Raw genomic sequence first — 19196 nt, 5'->3', positions numbered from 1 at the left:
ATGTCTTATTTTTTATCAGGAGTCATCTAGAGCGTTGGCTATGCTTTAAGGAAGAGTCATTTCTTACCTGAGGTTCGAACGGAGCAGAATGGATGCACATTTTTGTGCTGTCCCGTTCAGGTCACATTAAAAGTCGTCCCGGAGCGCTTAAAAAGGACGACATAAAAAACAGGATGAATACCATGTCCGATCGTGTGGATAGAGACGTGATTAATGCGCTTATTGCGGGTCATTTTGCTGACCCCTTTTCTGTGCTTGGGATGCATCAAACTGAGGACGGCCTTGAAGTTAGGGCACTGTTACCGGATGCCACAGAAGTCTGGGTGATTGAACCCAAAACCGGCCGCAAGGTCGGTAATCTTGAATGCCTCGATTCCCGTGGCTTTTTCTCGGGCGTAATGCCCCGCCGTAAAAACCCTTTTCGCTATCAGCTCGCCGTTCTCTGGCACGGTCAGCAAAACCTAATTGACGATCCTTACAGCTTCGGCCCTCTGCTTAAAGAGATGGACGCCTGGCTGCTCTCCGAAGGAACGCATCTTCGCCCTTATGAAACCCTGGGTGCCCATGCCGATACCATGGACGGCATTACCGGCACGCGGTTCTCCGTGTGGGCACCTAACGCCCAGCGCGTCTCCGTTGTCGGCCAGTTCAACTACTGGGACGGTCGCCGCCATCCGATGCGCCTGCGCCGGGAAAGCGGCATCTGGGAGCTGTTTATCCCCGGAGCGCACCCCGGGCAGCTTTATAAATTCGAGATGATCGACGCTAACGGCAAGCTGCGCATTAAAGCCGACCCGTATGCCTTCGAAGCGCAGATGCGCCCGGATACCGCGTCGCTGATTTGCGGCCTGCCGGAGAAGGTCGTCCAGACGGAGGAGCGCAAACAGGCCAACCGCTTTGACGCGCCCATCTCCGTCTATGAGGTACACCTTGGCTCCTGGCGTCGCCACACCGATAACAACTTCTGGCTCAGCTACCGTGAGCTTGCCGACCAGCTGGTGCCCTATGCCAAATGGATGGGCTTTACCCACCTTGAGCTGCTGCCGGTCAACGAGCACCCGTTCGACGGCAGCTGGGGCTATCAGCCCACCGGGCTGTATGCGCCAACGCGCCGCTTCGGCACGCGCGACGACTTCCGCTATTTCATTGATGCCGCGCACGCCGCCGGGCTGAACGTCATCCTCGACTGGGTGCCGGGCCATTTCCCTGCGGATGATTTCGCGCTGGCAGAATTTGACGGCACGAAGCTGTACGAGCATAGCGACCCGCGCGAAGGCTATCACCAGGACTGGAACACGCTGATCTACAACTACGGTCGTCGTGAGGTCGCCAACTATCTGGTCGGGAATGCCCTGTACTGGATCGAGCGGTTTGGTATTGATGCCCTGCGCGTCGATGCGGTGGCGTCGATGATCTACCGCGACTACAGCCGCAAAGAGGGGGAGTGGATCCCGAACGAGTTTGGCGGCCGTGAAAACCTGGAAGCCATTGAGTTCCTGCGCAATACCAACCGCATTATCGGCGAGCAGGTGGACGGTGCCGTGACCATGGCGGAAGAGTCGACCGACTTTGCGGGCGTCTCCCGTCCGCCGTCATTAGGCGGCCTGGGGTTCTGGTACAAGTGGAACCTGGGCTGGATGCACGACACGCTCGACTACATGAAGCTGGATCCGGTTCACCGTAAGTATCATCACGATAAGCTGACGTTCGGGATGCTCTACAACTACACCGAAAACTTCATGCTGCCGCTGTCGCACGATGAAGTGGTGCACGGCAAAAAATCGATTCTCGACCGCATGCCGGGCGACGCGTGGCAGAAGTTTGCCAACCTGCGCGCCTACTACGGCTGGATGTTTGCCTTCCCGGGCAAGAAACTGCTGTTTATGGGCAATGAGTTCGCACAGGGACGCGAGTGGAACCACGACGCCAGCCTCGACTGGCACCTGCTGGAAGGTGGCGACAACTGGCACCACGGGGTGCAGCGTCTGGTGCGCGACCTGAACCTGACCTACCGCCACCACAAAGCGCTGCACGAGCTCGACTTCGATCCGTACGGCTTTGAGTGGCTGGTAGTGGACGACCACGAGCGCTCGGTGTTTGTCTTTGTGCGTCGTGACAAAGCGGGTAACGAGATCATCGTCGCCAGCAACTTCACGCCGGTGCCGCGCGAACACTACCGCTTCGGCATTAACCAGCCGGGCAAATGGCGCGAGATCCTGAATACCGACTCGATGCACTATCACGGCAGCAACGCCGGTAACGGCGGGCTGGTACAGAGCGATGCCATCGAAAGCCACGGGCGACCCAACTCCCTGAGCCTGACGCTGCCGCCGCTTGGCACCATCTGGCTGATGCGGGAGGGCGAATGACGCAGCTTACGGCAGGTGAACCCGAACCGCTCGGCGCGCGTTTTGACGGAAAGGGTGTCAATTTCACCCTCTTTTCCGCTCATGCTGAGCGGGTAGAACTGTGCGTGTTTGACGGGGAAGGTAACGAGCACCGTTACGATTTACCCGCGCGCACGGGGGATACCTGGCACGGCTACCTGGCCGGAGGACGGCCAGGCATGCACTATGGCTTTCGCGTGCACGGTCCGTGGGAGCCGGCGCAGGGCCACTGGTTTAACCCGGCGAAGCTGCTGATTGATCCGTGCGCGCACCGCGTGGACGGTGAATTTAAAGACGACCCGCTTTTCCACGTGGGCTACGGCGGGCCTGACCATCGCGACAGCGCGCCCGTCGCGCCAAAAAGCGTGGTGGTGAACGATTTTTATGACTGGGAAGACGATGCCCCGCCGCAGACGCCGTGGGGCAATACCGTCATTTATGAAGCCCACGTCAAAGGGCTGACCTACCTTCACCCGTCGATCCCCAAAGAGATGCGCGGCACCTATAAGGCGCTCGGGCATCCCACCATGATCGCCTACCTGAAACACCTCGGCATCACCGCTCTGGAGCTGTTGCCCGTCGCCCATTTCGCCAGCGAGCCGCGCCTGCAGCGGCTGGGGCTAAGCAACTACTGGGGCTACAACCCGCTGGCGATGTTCGCGCTTGAGCCACGCTATGCCGCCCATCCGGAACAGGCGCGGGACGAGTTTCGCGATGCGGTGAAGGCGCTCCATACGGCGGGCATTGAGGTCATTCTGGACGTCGTGCTGAACCACAGTGCTGAAAGCGATCTCGACGGTCCGACGCTCTCCATGCGCGGAATTGATAACCGTAGCTATTATTGGATCAGGCAGGATGGCGATTATGAGAACTGGACCGGCTGCGGTAACACGCTCAACCTCAGCCATCCGGCGGTCACGCATTTTGCTTATGAATGCCTGAAATACTGGGTGGAAACGTTCCACGTCGACGGTTTTCGTTTCGACCTGGCGCCCGTAATGGGGCGCACGCCGGCGTTCAGCCAGCAGGCTCCGCTGTTTGAGGCGATAAAAAACTGTCCGGTGCTCTCGCGCGTGAAGCTCATTGCCGAGCCGTGGGACATCGGGGAAGGCGGTTATCAGGTCGGGAATTTCCCGCCGCTGTTTGCCGAGTGGAACGATCACTACCGCGATGCCGCGCGCCGCTTCTGGCTGGAACGGAATCTGTCGCTGGGGGAGTTCGCCGGACGCTTTGCCGCTTCAAGCGATCTCTTTAAGCGCGACGGCAAACGCCCGTCGGCCACCGTCAATCTGTTGACGGCACACGACGGTTTTACGCTCAGGGACTGCGTTTGTTTCAATCAGAAACACAATGAGGCAAACGGCGAAGAGAATCGCGATGGCACTAACAATAACCATAGCTTTAATCATGGTATAGAAGGGTTAGGCGGAAGCCTGGACGTCATCGAGCGGCGACGCGCCAGCGTTCACGCTTTGCTGACAACGCTTTTATTGTCGCAGGGCACGCCGATGCTGCTGGCAGGCGATGAACACGGCCATAGCCAGCACGGTAACAACAATGCGTATTGCCAGGACAACACGTTAACCTGGCTCGACTGGGGTGAAGCCAACAGCGGGCTGATTCATTTTACCGCTGCGCTGATCCATCTTCGCCAGCAGATCCCCGCGCTGACCACCGACCGCTGGTGGGAAGAGGGTGACGGCAACGTTCGCTGGTTGAATCAAGACGCGCAACCCTTAAGCGCGCAAGAGTGGCAACACGGCGTACCACGCCTGCAAATCCTGCTGTCGGATAAATGGCTGGTCACGCTGAACGCGACGGATGACGTCGCAGCGATTGTTTTACCTGAAGGGGAATGGCGAGCTGTTCCCCCCTTTGCCGGAGCGGATAATCCGGTAGTAATGGCTGTCTGGCACGGGCCTGCGCACGGAGTGTGCGTATTCCAAAGATGATAAAAAAGGAGTTAGTCATGGTTAGATTAGAGAAGAACGATCCCTTAATGTTGGCGCGCCAGCTACCATTAAAAACGGTTGCCCTGATACTTGCGGGTGGACGTGGTACCCGTCTGAAAGATTTGACCATCAAGCGCGCGAAACCGGCCGTTCACTTTGGTGGTAAGTTCCGTATCATCGACTTTGCGCTCTCCAACTGTCTCAACTCGGGCATTCGCCGTATTGGCGTCATTACGCAGTATCAGTCGCACACGCTGGTTCAGCATATCCAGCGCGGCTGGTCATTCTTCAGCGAAGAGATGGACGAGTTTGTCGATCTCCTTCCCGCTCAGCAACGCGTCCACGGCGAGAACTGGTACCGCGGAACGGCGGATGCGGTGACGCAGAACCTCGACATCATTCGCCGCTACAGCGCGGAATACATCGTGATCCTCGCCGGGGACCACATCTACAAGCAAGATTACTCCCACATGCTCATCGACCACGTCGAAAAAGGGGCGCGCTGCACCGTAGCGTGTCTGCCTGTGCCCGTTGCTGAAGCGACGGCGTTTGGCGTGATGCACGTGGATGCCGACGACAAAATTATCGACTTTGTTGAAAAACCGGCGAACCCGCCAACCATGCCCGGCGATGATACCAAATCGCTCGCCAGCATGGGGATTTATGTCTTTGATGCAGATTATCTTTATGAGCTGCTGGAAGAAGACGACAAAGACGAAAACTCCAGCCACGACTTCGGTAAAGACATCATTCCGAAAATCACTAAAGCTGGCATGGCGTATGCACATCCTTTCCCGCTGTCCTGCGTGCAGTCCGACCCCAATGCGGAACCTTACTGGCGCGATGTGGGAACCCTGGAAGCCTACTGGAAAGCGAACCTCGATCTGGCGTCAGTCACGCCTGAGCTGGATATGTACGACCAGAACTGGCCGATTCGTACCCATATGGAATCGCTGCCCCCGGCCAAATTCGTGCAGGACCGCTCCGGCAGCCACGGTATGACGCTGAACTCGCTGGTGTCCGGCGGGTGCATTATTTCAGGCTCGGTGGTGGTGCAGTCGGTGCTGTTCCCCCGCGTGCGGATAAATTCATTCTGTAATATCGATTCGGCAGTCTTACTGCCTGATGTCTGGGTAGGGCGCTCGTGCCGTCTGCGTCGCTGCGTTATCGATCGTGCCTGCGTCATCCCAGAAGGGATGGTGATTGGTGAGAACGCGGAAGAAGACGCGCGTCGTTTCTATCGTTCGGAAGAGGGGATCGTGTTAGTCACACGGGAAATGTTGCGGAAGCTGCAGATCAAACAGGAGCGATGATGCAGGTTTTACATGTATGTTCTGAGATGTTCCCGTTATTAAAAACGGGCGGTCTGGCAGATGTTCTGGGTGCATTACCGGCGGCGCAAATCGCCGGAGGCGTGGATACCCGAGTCCTGCTGCCCGCCTTTCCGGATATCCGGCGTGGTATTCCCGATGCAAAAGTGGTGACCCGCCGTGAGACTTTCGCCGGACGCATCACCCTGCTGTTTGGACATTACAACGGCGTAGGGATTTACCTGATCGACGCGCCGCACTTATACGATCGACCGGGCAGCCCGTATCACGATACGAACCTGTTCGCCTACACCGATAACGTGCTGCGCTTTGCGCTGCTCGGCTGGGTCGGGGCAGAAATGGCGACGGGGCTGGATCCGTTCTGGCGCCCGGATGTGGTGCACGCGCACGACTGGCACGCCGGGCTTGCCCCGGCGTATCTCGCGGCGCGCGGCCATCCGGCCAAATCGGTCTTTACCGTGCACAACCTGGCGTATCAGGGGATGTACTATGCCCATCACATGAGTGAAATCGATCTGCCATTATCGTTCTATAACATGCACGGGCTGGAATTTAACGGGCAGATCTCGTTCCTGAAAGCCGGGCTGTACTACGCCGATCACATCACGGCGGTGAGCCCGACCTACGCGCGTGAGATCACCCAGCCGGAGTTTGGCTACGGCATGGAAGGGTTGCTGCAACAGCGCCACCGCGAAGGTCGCCTGTCGGGCATTCTGAACGGCGTGGATGAACAGATCTGGAGCCCGGAGACCGATCTCCTGCTGGCGGCTCGCTATGGACGTGATTCCGTGGAGGACAAAGCGGAAAACAAACGCCAGCTGCAGATTGCGATGGGCCTGAAGGTTAACGACAAAGTGCCGCTGTTCGCGGTGGTCAGCCGCCTGACCAGCCAGAAAGGGCTGGATCTGGTGCTGGAGGCGCTGCCCGGTTTACTGGAGCAGGGCGGACAGCTGGCGCTGCTCGGCGCGGGCGACCCGGTGCTGCAGGAAGGTTTCCTTGCCGCCGCGGCGGAACATCCGGGGCAGGTGGGCGTGCAGATTGGCTACCACGAAGCGTTCTCGCACCGCATCATGGGCGGCGCGGACGTCATCCTGGTGCCGAGCCGTTTCGAACCCTGCGGCCTGACGCAGCTGTACGGCCTGAAATACGGCACGCTGCCGCTGGTGCGCCGCACGGGCGGGCTGGCGGACACCGTATCCGATAGCTCTCTGGAAAACCTGGCGGACGGTATCGCCAGCGGGTTTGTCTTTGAGGACAGTAATGCCTGGTCGCTGCTTCGGGCGATTCGGCGTGCTTTCGTCTTGTGGTCCCGTCCATCGCTCTGGCGTTACGTTCAGCGTCAGGCGATGTCCATGGACTTTAGCTGGCATGTCGCGGCGCAGTCATACCGCGATCTCTATCAACGCTTGATGTAACGAGGCGAAGTTACTGATATGAACGCTCCATTTAGCTACTCTTCACCCACGCTCAGCGTTGAGGCGTTAAAGCACTCCATCGCCTACAAGCTGATGTTCACCATCGGGAAAGATCCGGTTATCGCCAACAAACACGAGTGGCTGAACGCCACCCTGTTTGCGGTGCGTGACCGCTTAGTTGAACGCTGGCTGCGCTCAAACCGCGCCCAGCTCTCGCAGGAAACGCGTCAGGTTTACTACCTGTCGATGGAATTTTTGATTGGCCGCACGCTTTCCAACGCGCTGTTGTCGCTCGGTATTTATGACGACGTCAAAACCGCCCTGGAAGAGATGGGGTTAGATTTAGAAGAACTGATCGACGAAGAGAACGACCCGGGCCTCGGCAACGGCGGCCTGGGGCGTCTCGCCGCCTGCTTCCTCGACTCGCTGGCAACGCTGGCGCTGCCGGGCAGAGGCTACGGTATTCGCTACGACTACGGTATGTTCAAACAGAACATCGTTGACGGGCGCCAGAAAGAGTCGCCGGACTACTGGCTGGAGTACGGCAACCCGTGGGAGTTTAAGCGCCACAATACGCGCTACAAGGTGCGCTTTGGCGGACGTATCCAGCAGGAAGGCAAAAAATCCCGCTGGGTAGAAACGGAAGAGATCCTGGCCGTGGCCTACGACCAGATTATCCCCGGCTATGACACCGATGCCACCAACACGCTGCGCCTGTGGAGCGCCCAGGCCAGTAGCGAGATTAACCCCGGTAAATTCAACCAGGGTGACTACTTTGCGGCGGTGGAAGATAAAAACCACTCCGAGAACGTGTCCCGCGTGCTGTACCCGGATGACTCGACCTACTCCGGCCGCGAGCTGCGCCTGCGTCAGGAGTATTTCCTCGTTTCGGCGACCATTCAGGACATCCTCAGCCGCCACCATCAGCTGCACAAAACCTACGCCAACCTGGCGGAGAAAACCGCGATCCACCTTAACGACACCCACCCGGTGCTCTCCATTCCGGAGCTGATGCGCCTGCTGATTGACGAGCATAAGTTCAGCTGGGATGACGCGTTTGAAGTGACCTGTCAGGTGTTCTCCTATACCAACCACACGCTGATGAGCGAAGCGCTGGAAACGTGGCCGGTGGACATGCTCGGCAAAATCCTGCCGCGCCATCTGCAGATTATCTTTGAGATTAACGACTACTTCCTCAAGACCCTGCAGGAGCAATACCCGAACGATACCGGGCTGCTGAGCCGCGCTTCCATCATTGATGAATCGAACGGGCGCCGCGTGCGCATGGCCTGGCTGGCGGTCGTCATCAGCCACAAGGTCAACGGCGTGTCCGAGCTCCACTCGAACCTGATGGTGCAGTCGCTTTTTGCGGACTTCGCGAAAATCTTCCCGACGCGGTTCTGCAACGTGACCAACGGCGTGACGCCGCGCCGCTGGCTGGCGCTGGCCAACCAGCCGCTCTCTGAGGTGCTGGACGAGAATATCGGCCGTACCTGGCGTACCGACTTGAGCCAGCTGAGCGAGCTGGAACAGCATATTGATTTCCCGACGGTGAACAAAGCCGTGCGCGAAGCCAAGCTGCTGAACAAAAAGCGTCTGGCGGTCTGGCTGGCGATGCACCTCAACGTGGTGGCAAACCCGAAAGCGCTGTTCGACGTTCAGATCAAACGCATCCACGAATACAAGCGTCAGCTGATGAACGTGCTGCACGTGATCACCCATTACAACCGCATCAAGGCCGATCCAACGGCCGAATGGGTACCGCGCGTGAAGATCTTCGCCGGTAAGGCGGCTTCCGCCTACTACATGGCGAAGCACATTATTCATCTCATCAACGATGTGGCGAAGGTGGTCAACCAGGATCCGGACATTGGCGACAAGCTGAAGGTGGTGTTCATTCCTAACTACAGCGTGAGCCTGGCGCAGATGATCATCCCGGCGGCGGATCTCTCTGAGCAGATTTCTACGGCGGGTACGGAGGCATCCGGCACCAGTAACATGAAGTTTGCCCTTAACGGCGCGCTGACCATTGGTACGCTTGACGGGGCGAACGTCGAGATGCTGGAGCACGTGGGCGAAGAAAATATCTTTATCTTCGGTAACACGACGGAAGAGGTGGAGGCGCTGCGCAGGAAAGGCTACTCGCCGCGTCAGTATTACGAAGAGGATGAAGAGTTACGTCAGGTGCTGACGCAGATCGCGACCGGCGTGTTTAGCCCGGATGAACCGAGCCGCTATCGCGATCTGGTGGATTCGCTGATTAACTTTGGCGATCACTACCAGGTGCTGGCGGATTATCGCAGCTACGTGGACTGTCAGGATAAGGTTGACGAGCTGTACCGTCAGCAGGAGAAGTGGACCAGCGCCGCGATGTATAACATCGCCAATATGGGCTATTTCTCGTCCGACAGGACCATCAAGGAGTATGCCGAGACGATCTGGCATATTGATCCGGTAAGGTTGTAAAAACAACCCCTCACCCCAGCCCTCTCCCCAAAGGGGAGAGGGTGTTAAAGTCCCCTCTCCCCTTCGGGGAGAGGGTTAGGGTGAGGGGGCATCAGACCGCACCGATCGTATTACGACGCCAGCGACAGCTCACGCTTCCCCGCATTTTGCAGTAACCACTGCGCCACGCGAGACTGCTGCTCGGCGTTTAGCCACATACCTTCTTTGGTACGACGCCAGATAGCATCATCCAGACGACGAACCCACTCGTGCTCAACCAGGTAGCGCAGCTCGGCTTCGTACAGCTCGTGGCCGAAATGCTCGCCCAGATCCGCAATGTCCTTCGCGTCGGCCAGGAACAGCTCGGTATTGCTGCCGTAGGTGCGGGCATAGTGGCGCGCCATCCCTTCGGTGATGAACGGGAAGCGACGGCGCAGCTTCGCGGCGTAATCATCGCGATTGTCGCCGATATCACCGCCGGGCAGTACCGCGCCTTTGGTCCATGCCGGGCCAATGCCTTTATAGTACGGCGCCAGTTTTTCCAGCGCGTGCTCGGCCAGCTTGCGGTAGGTGGTCAGCTTGCCGCCAAACACGGAAAGCAGCGGCGCCTGACCGTCAACGTCGTGAATATCGAGCGTATAGTCGCGGGTAATCGCCTGCGGTGAGTCAGACTCGTCATCGCACAGCGGACGCACGCCGGAGTAGGTCCAGACCACGTCATCGCGTGACAGCTGCTTCCTGAAGTGCGCGTTATACACTTTGAGCAGGTAGTTCACTTCGCTCTCATCGATCTCGACGTTCTTCGGATCGCCTTTGTACTCCACGTCGGTGGTGCCGATGATCGAGAATTCGTCCATCCACGGGATCACAAACACGATGCGCTTGTCTTCGTTCTGCAGAATGTAGGCCTGCTTCTGGGTATGCACGCGCGGTACCACAATGTGGCTGCCCTTGATCAGGCGAATGCCGTACGGCGAAGGCAGATGCATGCCGTCGTCGAAGAACTGCTTCACCCACGGGCCGGTAGCGTTCACCAGGCCGCGTGCTTTCCAGCTGAATTTCTCGCCGGTATCGATGTCTTCCGCTTCCACAATCCACAGGCCGTTTTCACGACGTGCAGAGGTCGCGCGGGTACGGGTTTTCACCTCGCCACCTTTCTTCTCGACCATCTGGGCATTCGCCAGCACCAGGCGCGCGTCGTCCACCCAACAGTCTGAATATTCGAAACCGCGCACGATTTCAGGCTTAAGGACCGATTCTGAGCCAAAACGCAAACCTTTCGAACCCGGGAGGCTGGTGCGTTTACCCAGATGATCGTACATAAACAGACCAATACGGATCATCCACGCCGGACGCAGATGCGGGCGATGGGGCAGGCGGAAGCGCATCGGAATCGCCAGATGCGGCGCCATCTTCAGCAGCACTTCACGTTCGGCCAGTGCTTCACTGACCAGGCGGAATTCGTAGTGTTCCAGGTAGCGCAGGCCACCGTGAATCAGTTTGGAGCTGGCGGACGACGTCGCGCAGGCGAGATCGTTAGCTTCCAGCATCAATACGGATAAACCGCGTCCTGCGGCATCGACCGCAATACCGGCACCGTTGATGCCACCGCCTATCACAATCAGATCTTTGGTTTCCATAACACCCTCATGCACTTTCGTTAAAGCTCAGAAATGTTCGATATCGCTCATAATAGCAAAGGAACGCGCTTTTGGTAACATCAAAAAAACAATTTAGAGTGATATGGATAACATAATGGCGTTTACCCGCCGCCAGGACGTACACTACGGGGTAAAATAGTGCCACTAACTTTTCTCCCTCTCCCCGTGGGAGAGGGCTGGGGTGAGGGCATCAGCGCGCACCCAACCTGAACAACAGAAAGAGAACACCATGGATCAGTTTGAATGTATTAACGTAGAAGAAGCCCACCAGAAGATGCACCAGGGAAAAGCGGTGTTGGTGGACATCCGCGATCCGCAGAGTTTTGCGATGGGCCATACGCCGGGCGCGTTTCATCTCACTAACGACACGCTGGGCGCGTTTATGCGCGATAACGACTTCGAGACGCCGGTCATGGTCATGTGCTACCACGGCAACAGCAGCAAGGGCGCGGCGCAGTATCTGCTTCAGCAGGGCTACGACGCGGTATACAGCGTCGACGGCGGCTTCGATGCCTGGCATCGTCATTTCCCGGCAGAAGTGGAATACGCTTTTGAGCGCTGATCCCGCTATACTGTCCCCTTTTGTGTGGAAATAAGCGACCGCTGCCCATGTTGATGATCACCTCTTTTACCAACCCGCGCGTCGCCCAGGCGTTTGTCGACTATATGGCGACGCAGGGCGTTATTCTGACCATTCAGCAACATACACAGACCGACGTCTGGCTGGCCGACGAGAGCCAGGCCGCGCGCGTAAACGAAGAGCTGGCGCGTTTTCTTGAGAACCCCGGCGACCCGCGCTATCTGGCGGCCAGCTGGCAGTCCGGGCAGACCGACAGCGGATTGCACTACAGCCGTTTTCCCTTCCTCGCCACCATCCGCGAGCGCGCGGGTCCGTTTACGCTGCTGCTGATGGCGGCCTGCATTATCGTCTTTATTATCATGAACGTGGTGGGCGACCAGAGCGTGATGATTGCTCTGGCCTGGCCCTATGACCCGTCTCTTGAGTTTGACCTCTGGCGCTACTTTAGCCACGCGCTGATGCACTTCTCGGTGATGCATATCCTCTTCAACCTGCTCTGGTGGTGGTATCTCGGCGGCGCCGTTGAAAAGCGTCTGGGCAGCGGCAAGCTGATCGTTATCACCCTTATCAGCGCCCTGCTCAGCGGCTATGTGCAGCACAAGTTTAGCGGGCCGTGGTTCGGCGGGCTGTCGGGCGTCGTGTACGCCCTGATGGGCTATGTCTGGCTTCGCGGGGAGCGCGATCCGGAAAGCGGCATCTATCTGCAGCGCGGATTAATAACCTTTGCGTTAATATGGCTAATTGCCGGGTGGTTTGATCTGTTTGGTATGTCTATCGCCAACGGTGCACACGTTGCCGGGCTGGCCGTGGGGCTTGCGATGGCCTTTGCCGACACGCTCCATGCGCGAAAACGAACATAATTCTCAGGGATAATTGATGAAACAAACACAACGTCATGACGCTATTATCGAACTGGTAAAAAAACAGGGATACGTCAGCACCGAAGAGCTGGTGGAGCAGTTTGCCGTCAGCCCACAAACCATCCGTCGTGACCTGAATGACCTGGCCGATCAGAACCGCATTCTTCGCCACCACGGCGGCGCGGCGCTGCCGTCCAGTTCGGTCAATACCTCCTGGCATGACCGTAAAGCCACGCAGACGGCAGAGAAAGAGCGCATTGCCCGCAAGGTCGCCAGCCAGATCCCGAACGGCGCGACGCTGTTTATTGATATCGGCACGACGCCGGAAGCGGTCGCCCATGCGCTGCTGGATCACGAGAACCTGCGCGTGGTCACGAACAACCTGAACGTGGCCAATACCCTGATGCAGAAAGATGACTTCCGCATCATCCTCGCGGGCGGCGAACTGCGCAGCCGCGACGGCGGGATTATCGGCGAAGCGACCCTCGATTTTATCTCTCAGTTCCGCCTCGACTTCGGCATTCTCGGGATCAGCGGCATCGACAGCGACGGCTCGCTGCTGGAGTTTGATTATCACGAGGTGCGCACCAAGCGCGCGATTATTGAGAACTCACGCCACGTGATGCTGGTGGTGGACCATTCGAAGTTTGGTCGAAATGCGATGGTAAACATGGGCAGCATCAGCATGGTGGATGCGGTCTACACCGACGTGATGCCGCCAGCGGGCGTGATGCAGGTGATTAAAGATAATAATTTGCAGCTGGAATTGTGCTAGGACTTGTGTCGGGTGGCGCTGCGCTCACCCGACCTACAAAACTTTCTCCCTCTCCCTGTGGGAGAGGGCCCGGGTGAGGGCATCAGGCCGCACAAAACCTAAACGCCATACCCCATCATCTTCAACAGCTGCTGCGCATGCTGTACCGCATCCTGACGATGCGCCACGCCCAGCTTCTGATACAGATTGCGGATATGCGTTTTGATGGTGGTCGCCGCCACCGCCAGCTCGCCGGCAATCTGCTCGTTGCTGTAGCCTGAATAGATCAGCCCCAGAACCTGCCATTCGCGCTGCGTGAGCGGGCTGGTGCGGATAAGCTCCGGCACTTCCGGGTGGTTCAGCAGACGTTCAACGAAGTTCTCATCAAAATGCGCAAACTTGTGCCGATGATGCTGGTTAATCTCGCGCAGAATGCGCTGGGCGCGATGCTGATCCAGCTCCGGCAGCGTGTTGAGCTGAATGAGCTGACGCAGCTGCTGCGCCATCACTTCACCTTCAATCACAAAGTGGCTGATAAACCCTGTGCGGTTAGCCAGCTGCAGCGCTTCCAGCAGCACGCGCTGGGCATCGTTTTTACGACCCGCCTGCCAGTAAAGCTGGTTCAGCAGCAGCAGGTTACGGTTCAGGTCGCTCATCAGACGCAGGCTGCGCGCGTTCTCGTTCAGCTCTTCCAGCACAATCTCTGCGGGCTCTATTTCACCGAGCAGGATCTGCGCGCGGGCAATGTTGCGCCACTGGCTCTGCAGGAAGTGGTTGTTAGCAAATTCCGGTTTTGGCGTCTGACGCAGCCAGTTGGCGGCGGATTTTTTATCGCCGGTCATCTGCCAGTAAATCACCCGGACCTTATCGGCGTTAGAGACCCAGTCGCTATGATACTGACCGTTGCCGAGCAGGTTCTCCAGGCGGTTCAGATGGTTGCGGGCGTTATCGAGATCGCCGCGCGCCAGCGAGCATTGCACCAGCAGCGCCAGGCACTGCAGCTGCTGCTGAGGCTGGAAGCTGGAAAGGACATCCACACCCTGGCGGGCGCAGCTTTCCGCTTCATCCAGACGCGACCAGGCCCACAGCAGCTGAGCGCGAATACGCAACAGGAACTCGTGCATCGGCAGCTGTTCCAGGTGCTGTTCACGAATCAGCTGGAACGCTTTTTCCTGGTTTTCCCAGGCGGCCTGCAGGAACCCCTGTGCGAATAAAATCTCGCTCTGCTGGATCAGGCTCCACAGCGCGTAGTGCCAGACATCATGACGACGCGCCATCTGTTCGGTTTGCTGCATCAGTGAAAGCGAGCGCGTGAGATCGCCTTTGCAGTGCAGCACTTCGCCGTGGACGGAGGTCGCAACGATGCGGCTGTAGAAGTTGGCCAGCGGCAGTTCATCCAGCGCGACCATCGCCAGCCGTTCAGCTTCGTCCGGGTCGCCGTCGTTAATGGCCACCTGAGCGCGCAGCGCGTTAAATTCGCCGTGCAGGGTGGTATCCATTTCGCTTTCCATCTCCTGCTCGGCGCGCGCCAGCAGGGTGTTCACTTCGCTGTAGCGGTGCTGGCTCTGCATCAGCCAGGCCTGCAGCAGCACCAGACGCGGGTTCTCCAGCAGGCTTTCCCACGGCAGGGCTTTGAGAGACTCTTCCAGCAGCGTCAGCTCGCTGTGGTTAAACAGGCCCCACGCATGATTGAGGAGGATATCGCGCAGCATGCTGGCATCACCGGCGGCCAGCGCGTGGTGGATGGCCTCGCTCGGGAAGCCTTGCGCCATCCAGCTTTCGGCAGCGGCGCGGTGGATCTCCGGCAGTTCAACCGCCAGTTCCCACTGACAGCGCTGGCGCAGGAAGCTACCAAACAGCGGATGATAGCTAAACCACTCGCCGGGATCGTCCATGCGCGTCAAAAAAAGGCCCTGACGTTCAATTTCTTCGAGCTGCAGCTGACCGTTTTCACAGCCCGTCACCCGCACGATGAGGGCATCGTTCATGGAGCGCAGCAGCGAGCTTTTCAGCAGGAAATTACGCGTCGAGGGATCGACACTGTCCAGCACCTCATCCACCAGGTAGTCAGAAAGGTGACTGGCGTTGATGCCCGCCAGACGCCGCGCAGACTGATGCGCCGGACTGTTGTTTTGTCGGGCAGAGAGCGCGATAAGCTGCAGCGCCGTGGCCCAGCCGGCAACGTCATCACACAGACGGCTGCTTTCGGCGGCCTCAATCGGTGATGTCAGGCGGCAGTCAAAGAACTGTTTCGCTTCCTGGTGGGTAAAGGCCAACTGCTGGCTGCCCACTTCCAGAAGCTGATCGCGCACGCGCAGGTTGGCAATGCCCAGCTGCGGCAGGTTGCGTGACAGCACCACTAAAGTCAGGTTTTCCGGCTGATGGCGCAGGAAGAAACGCATCGATTCATGAATCACCGGATTCGTGATGAGATGGTAATCGTCGATCACCACGTAAAGCGGGCGATGCCATTCGGCCAGTTCGATAAACAGCTGAGAAAAAAGGGAGGACAGGCTGGCGTACTGGCGCTTTTGCACCATCACCTCACTGGCGACGCAGTGTCCATGGGTGGCTTGCTGTATGGCGGCAATCAGATAGCTGGCAAAACGCTCCTGCTGGTTATCGCCCTCGTCGAGGGAGTACCAGCCAAGATCGCTTTTACCCGCGGCCCATTGCGAAATGAGCGTTGTTTTTCCATAGCCTGCAGGGCTCGTAACCAGCGCCAGTCGGAAATTATGCGCGCCGGAAAGTTTAGCCAACAGACGCTCGCGGACCACTGTATGGTCAAGACGAACCGGGCGACTTAATTTAGACGGAATCAACATAGGTTTCACTTCACTGTGGGGAACGAGAGATTTTATTTTTTTTGCGCTTCGTAATTAATACGATATAAGGTCGAACAGAAAGAGAACTATTGCAAGTTATGTCTGGGTTTTGTGGTTCTGAATTTGCACTCTGTCACAAAACATTCAGGCAAATGTTGGAACTTTCCCGAAAGGGCCGTAACGCCGCGTCACCGCTGGCTTGTCTGTATACATTGCCGCTGCGCTGAAACTGGTTTCAGAAAGGTATAGTGACGTCAAATTTAATAAAGTGCGGGTAAAGTTGAGTGAGAGTAATAGTCTCCGGAGATGTAACCCGATGACTAAATTATTATTCTACGTAAGTAATCATTTCAGAACGGATTAATCTCACCCGAAACTGCATTTCATTTCTTTGACATTCTCCCCGATTACTTTTTTATCTTCCGGGCACACTCGAACTATGCTCTGAGAGTGGCCTCGATCACACTTTTATGCTCATCCCCGCTACTCCTCCCTGTCTAATCCCCCACAGGAGGAGGAAGAGGGGAAATGAGCCAGGCACACTAGCGCCAACTTGTGTTTTCTTTCTAAAGGATGCCGATCCCCTATGTCACAGCCTACCTTCAACAAAGCTCAATTCCAGGCTGCCCTGACGCGTCAGTGGCAGCGTTTTGGCCTTCATGCTGCAAACGAGATGACGCCTCACCAGTGGTGGCAGGCCGTGAGCGGTGCGCTCGCAGAGCAGCTGGATGCTCAACCGGTGGCGAAGCCTGTTAAGGGCCAGCGTCACGTGAACTATATCTCTATGGAATTCCTGATTGGCCGTCTGACGGGCAACAACCTGTTGAACCTTGGCTGGTATCAGGACGTCGGTGACGTCCTCAAAGAACACGACATTAACCTGACCGACCTGCTCGAAGAAGAGATTGACCCGGCGCTGGGCAACGGCGGCCTGGGACGTCTGGCAGCCTGTTTCCTTGACTCCATGGCGACCGTCGGCCAGTCAGCGATCGGCTATGGTCTGAACTACCAGTACGGCCTGTTCCGTCAGTCGTTTGCCGACGGGCATCAGATGGAAGCGCCGGACGACTGGCATCGCAATACCTATCCGTGGTTCCGCCACAACGCGCAGCTGGACGTACAGGTTGGCATTGGCGGGAAAGTGACAAAGCAGGGTCTCTGGGAACCGGCATTCACCATCACTGGCGAAGCCTGGGATCTGCCGGTGCTCGGCTACCGTAACGGCGTGGCGCAGCCGCTGCGTCTGTGGCAGGCGAAGCACGCGCATCCGTTTAACCTGACCAAATTTAACGACGGCGATTTCCTGCGCGCCGAGCAGCAGGGCATCGACGCCGAGAAGCTGACCAAAGTCCTCTACCCGAACGACAACCACCTGGCCGGTAAAAAGCTGCGCCTGATGCAACAGTACTTCCAGTGCGCCTGCTCCGTGGCGGACATTCTGCGTCGCCATCACCTGGCGGGCCGCAAGCTGGCGCAGCTGCCGGACTTCGAAGTGATTCAGCTCAATGACACGCACCCGACCATTGCGATCCCGGAACTGCTGCGCGTGCTGATCGACGAGCATCAGCTGAGCTGGGACGACGCCTGGGCCATCACCAGCCGTACCTTTGCCTACACCAACCACACCCTGATGCCAGAGGCGCTCGAGTGCTGGGATGAGAAGCTGGTGAAAACGCTGCTGCCGCGCCACATGCAGATCATCAACAAGATTAACGACCAGTTTAAAATCCTGGTGGATAAAACCTGGCCAGGCAACAAAGCGGTCTGGGCGAAGCTGGCGGTGGTTCACGATAAGCAGGTGCGCATGGCGAACATGTGCGTGGTCAGCGGCTTTGCGGTGAACGGCGTGGCGGCGCTGCACTCGGATCTGGTGGTCAAAGATCTCTTCCCGGAATACCACCAGCTGTGGCCGACCAAATTCCACAACGTGACCAACGGCATCACGCCGCGTCGCTGGATCAAGCAGTGCAACCCGCTGCTGGCCGATCTGCTGGATAAGACCCTGAAGAAAGAGTGGGCCAACGATCTGGACCAGCTCATCCACCTGGAAAAACAGGCTGACGACGCGAAATTCCGCGAGCAGTACCGCGCGATCAAGCTGGAGAACAAGGTTCGCCTGGCTGAGTTCGTGAAAATGCGTACCGGGATTGAGATCAACCCGAATGCCATTTTCGACATTCAGATCAAACGTCTGCACGAGTACAAACGTCAGCACCTGAACCTGCTGCACATTCTGGCGCTGTACAAAGAGATCCGCGAGAATCCGCAGGCCGACCGCGTGCCGCGCGTGTTCCTGTTCGGTGCGAAAGCGGCGCCGGGCTACTACCTGGCGAAAAACATTATCCTCGCCATCAATAAAGTGGCGGCGGCGATCAACAGCGATCCGAAAGTGGGCGACAAGCTGAAGGTGGTGTTCCTGCCGGACTACTGCGTCTCGGCGGCTGAAATGCTGATCCCGGCGGCGGATATTTCCGAGCAGATCTCTACCGCAGGTAAAGAAGCGTCCGGTACCGGCAACATGAAGCTGGCGCTGAACGGCGCGCTGACCGTCGGTACGCTCGACGGGGCCAACGTCGAAATCGCCGAGAAGGTGGGTGAAGAGAACATCTTTATCTTCGGCCACACCGTGGAAGAGGTGAAAGCCATCAAGGCCAAAGGCTATGACCCGGTGAAATGGCGTAAGAAAGACAAGGTGCTCGACGCGGTGCTGAAGGAGCTGGAAAGCGGTAAATACAGCGACGGCGACAAGCACGCGTTTGACCAGATGCTGCACAGCATGGACAAACACGGCGGTGACCCGTATCTGGTGATGGCGGACTTCACGGCCTACGTTGAAGCGCAAAAGCAGGTCGACGTGCTGTATCGCGACCAGGAGGCCTGGACCCGCGCGTGCATTCTGAACACTGCCCGCTGCGGTATGTTCAGCTCTGACCGTTCAATCCGTGATTATCAGGCCCGTATCTGGCAGGCAAAACGCTAAGGAAGC

At 57.8% G+C, this 19196-nt stretch carries 11 protein-coding genes; 9 read left to right on the top strand and 2 right to left on the bottom strand.

From position 1 onward, the window contains the following. The first annotated feature begins 182 nt into the window (after nucleotides 1-182). The 5 genes from glgB to glgP are packed head-to-tail and all read left to right on the top strand — an operon-like array spanning nucleotide 183 to nucleotide 9551. Nucleotides 183-2369 carry a 1,4-alpha-glucan branching enzyme gene (glgB, locus tag WM95_RS24045; RefSeq protein WP_063408976.1) on the top strand — a complete coding sequence of 729 codons (2187 nt, stop codon included), beginning with the start codon at nucleotides 183-185 and terminating at the stop codon, nucleotides 2367-2369. Further along, nucleotides 2366-4339, top strand: coding sequence for a glycogen debranching protein GlgX (gene glgX / locus WM95_RS24040; protein WP_063408969.1), 1974 nt, complete (start codon nucleotides 2366-2368; stop codon nucleotides 4337-4339). Before glgB ends, glgX begins: the two co-directional genes overlap by 4 nt. Nucleotides 4340-4356: 17 nt before the next feature. Further along, a complete protein-coding gene (gene glgC / locus WM95_RS24035) occupies nucleotides 4357-5652 on the top strand; it encodes a glucose-1-phosphate adenylyltransferase (RefSeq protein ID WP_088544989.1) in 1296 nt (431 codons plus the stop codon). Further along, nucleotides 5652-7085: a glycogen synthase GlgA gene (gene glgA / locus WM95_RS24030; protein WP_023309509.1), complete on the top strand. Its 1434-nt coding sequence runs from the start codon at nucleotides 5652-5654 to the stop codon at nucleotides 7083-7085. Before glgC ends, glgA begins: the two co-directional genes overlap by 1 nt. Nucleotides 7086-7103: 18 nt before the next feature. Next, nucleotides 7104-9551 carry a glycogen phosphorylase gene (glgP, locus tag WM95_RS24025; protein ID WP_088544988.1) on the top strand — a complete coding sequence of 816 codons (2448 nt, stop codon included), beginning with the start codon at nucleotides 7104-7106 and terminating at the stop codon, nucleotides 9549-9551. 110 nt (nucleotides 9552-9661) lie between these two features. Here glgP and glpD read toward each other — a convergent pair whose 3' ends face one another. Next, entirely contained in the window at nucleotides 9662-11170 is a 1509-nt protein-coding gene (gene glpD / locus WM95_RS24020; RefSeq protein ID WP_063408970.1) for a glycerol-3-phosphate dehydrogenase, read from the bottom strand. A gap of 250 nt (nucleotides 11171-11420) precedes the next feature. Here glpD and glpE point away from each other — a divergent pair, with 250 nt between their 5' ends. Genes glpE through WM95_RS24005 form a run of 3 tightly spaced genes read left to right on the top strand, consistent with a single transcriptional unit; the run spans nucleotide 11421 to nucleotide 13406 of the window. After that, on the top strand, nucleotides 11421-11753 hold the full coding sequence (gene glpE, locus WM95_RS24015) for a thiosulfate sulfurtransferase GlpE (RefSeq protein WP_006177908.1): 333 nt from the start codon (nucleotides 11421-11423) through the stop codon (nucleotides 11751-11753). Nucleotides 11754-11800: 47 nt separating this feature from the next. Further along, nucleotides 11801-12631, top strand: a complete 831-nt coding sequence (gene glpG, locus WM95_RS24010; RefSeq protein WP_063408971.1) for a rhomboid family intramembrane serine protease GlpG — start codon at nucleotides 11801-11803, stop codon at nucleotides 12629-12631. A gap of 16 nt (nucleotides 12632-12647) precedes the next feature. After that, nucleotides 12648-13406 (top strand): DeoR/GlpR family transcriptional regulator, encoded by a 759-nt coding sequence (locus tag WM95_RS24005; protein ID WP_008503060.1) that lies wholly within the window; start codon nucleotides 12648-12650, stop codon nucleotides 13404-13406. A 98-nt stretch (nucleotides 13407-13504) separates the two neighbouring features. On the opposite strand, the gene malT is transcribed toward WM95_RS24005, so the two are convergent. Further along, nucleotides 13505-16210: an HTH-type transcriptional regulator MalT gene (gene malT, locus WM95_RS24000; protein ID WP_023309505.1), complete on the bottom strand. Its 2706-nt coding sequence runs from the start codon at nucleotides 16208-16210 to the stop codon at nucleotides 13505-13507. Nucleotides 16211-16796: 586 nt separating this feature from the next. Here malT and malP point away from each other — a divergent pair. After that, the gene (malP, locus tag WM95_RS23995) at nucleotides 16797-19190 is read left to right on the top strand and encodes a maltodextrin phosphorylase (protein WP_063408972.1); all 2394 of its coding nucleotides are present in this window, start codon (nucleotides 16797-16799) and stop codon (nucleotides 19188-19190) included. Nucleotides 19191-19196: the final 6 nt, after the last annotated feature.

The sequence above is a fragment of the Enterobacter cloacae complex sp. ECNIH7 genome (assembly GCF_002208095.1).
Classification (GTDB): Bacteria; Pseudomonadota; Gammaproteobacteria; order Enterobacterales; family Enterobacteriaceae; genus Enterobacter; species Enterobacter cloacae_M.
Note: the sequence above shows the minus strand (reverse complement) of the source record. Positions and strands in the feature narration are given on the sequence as shown.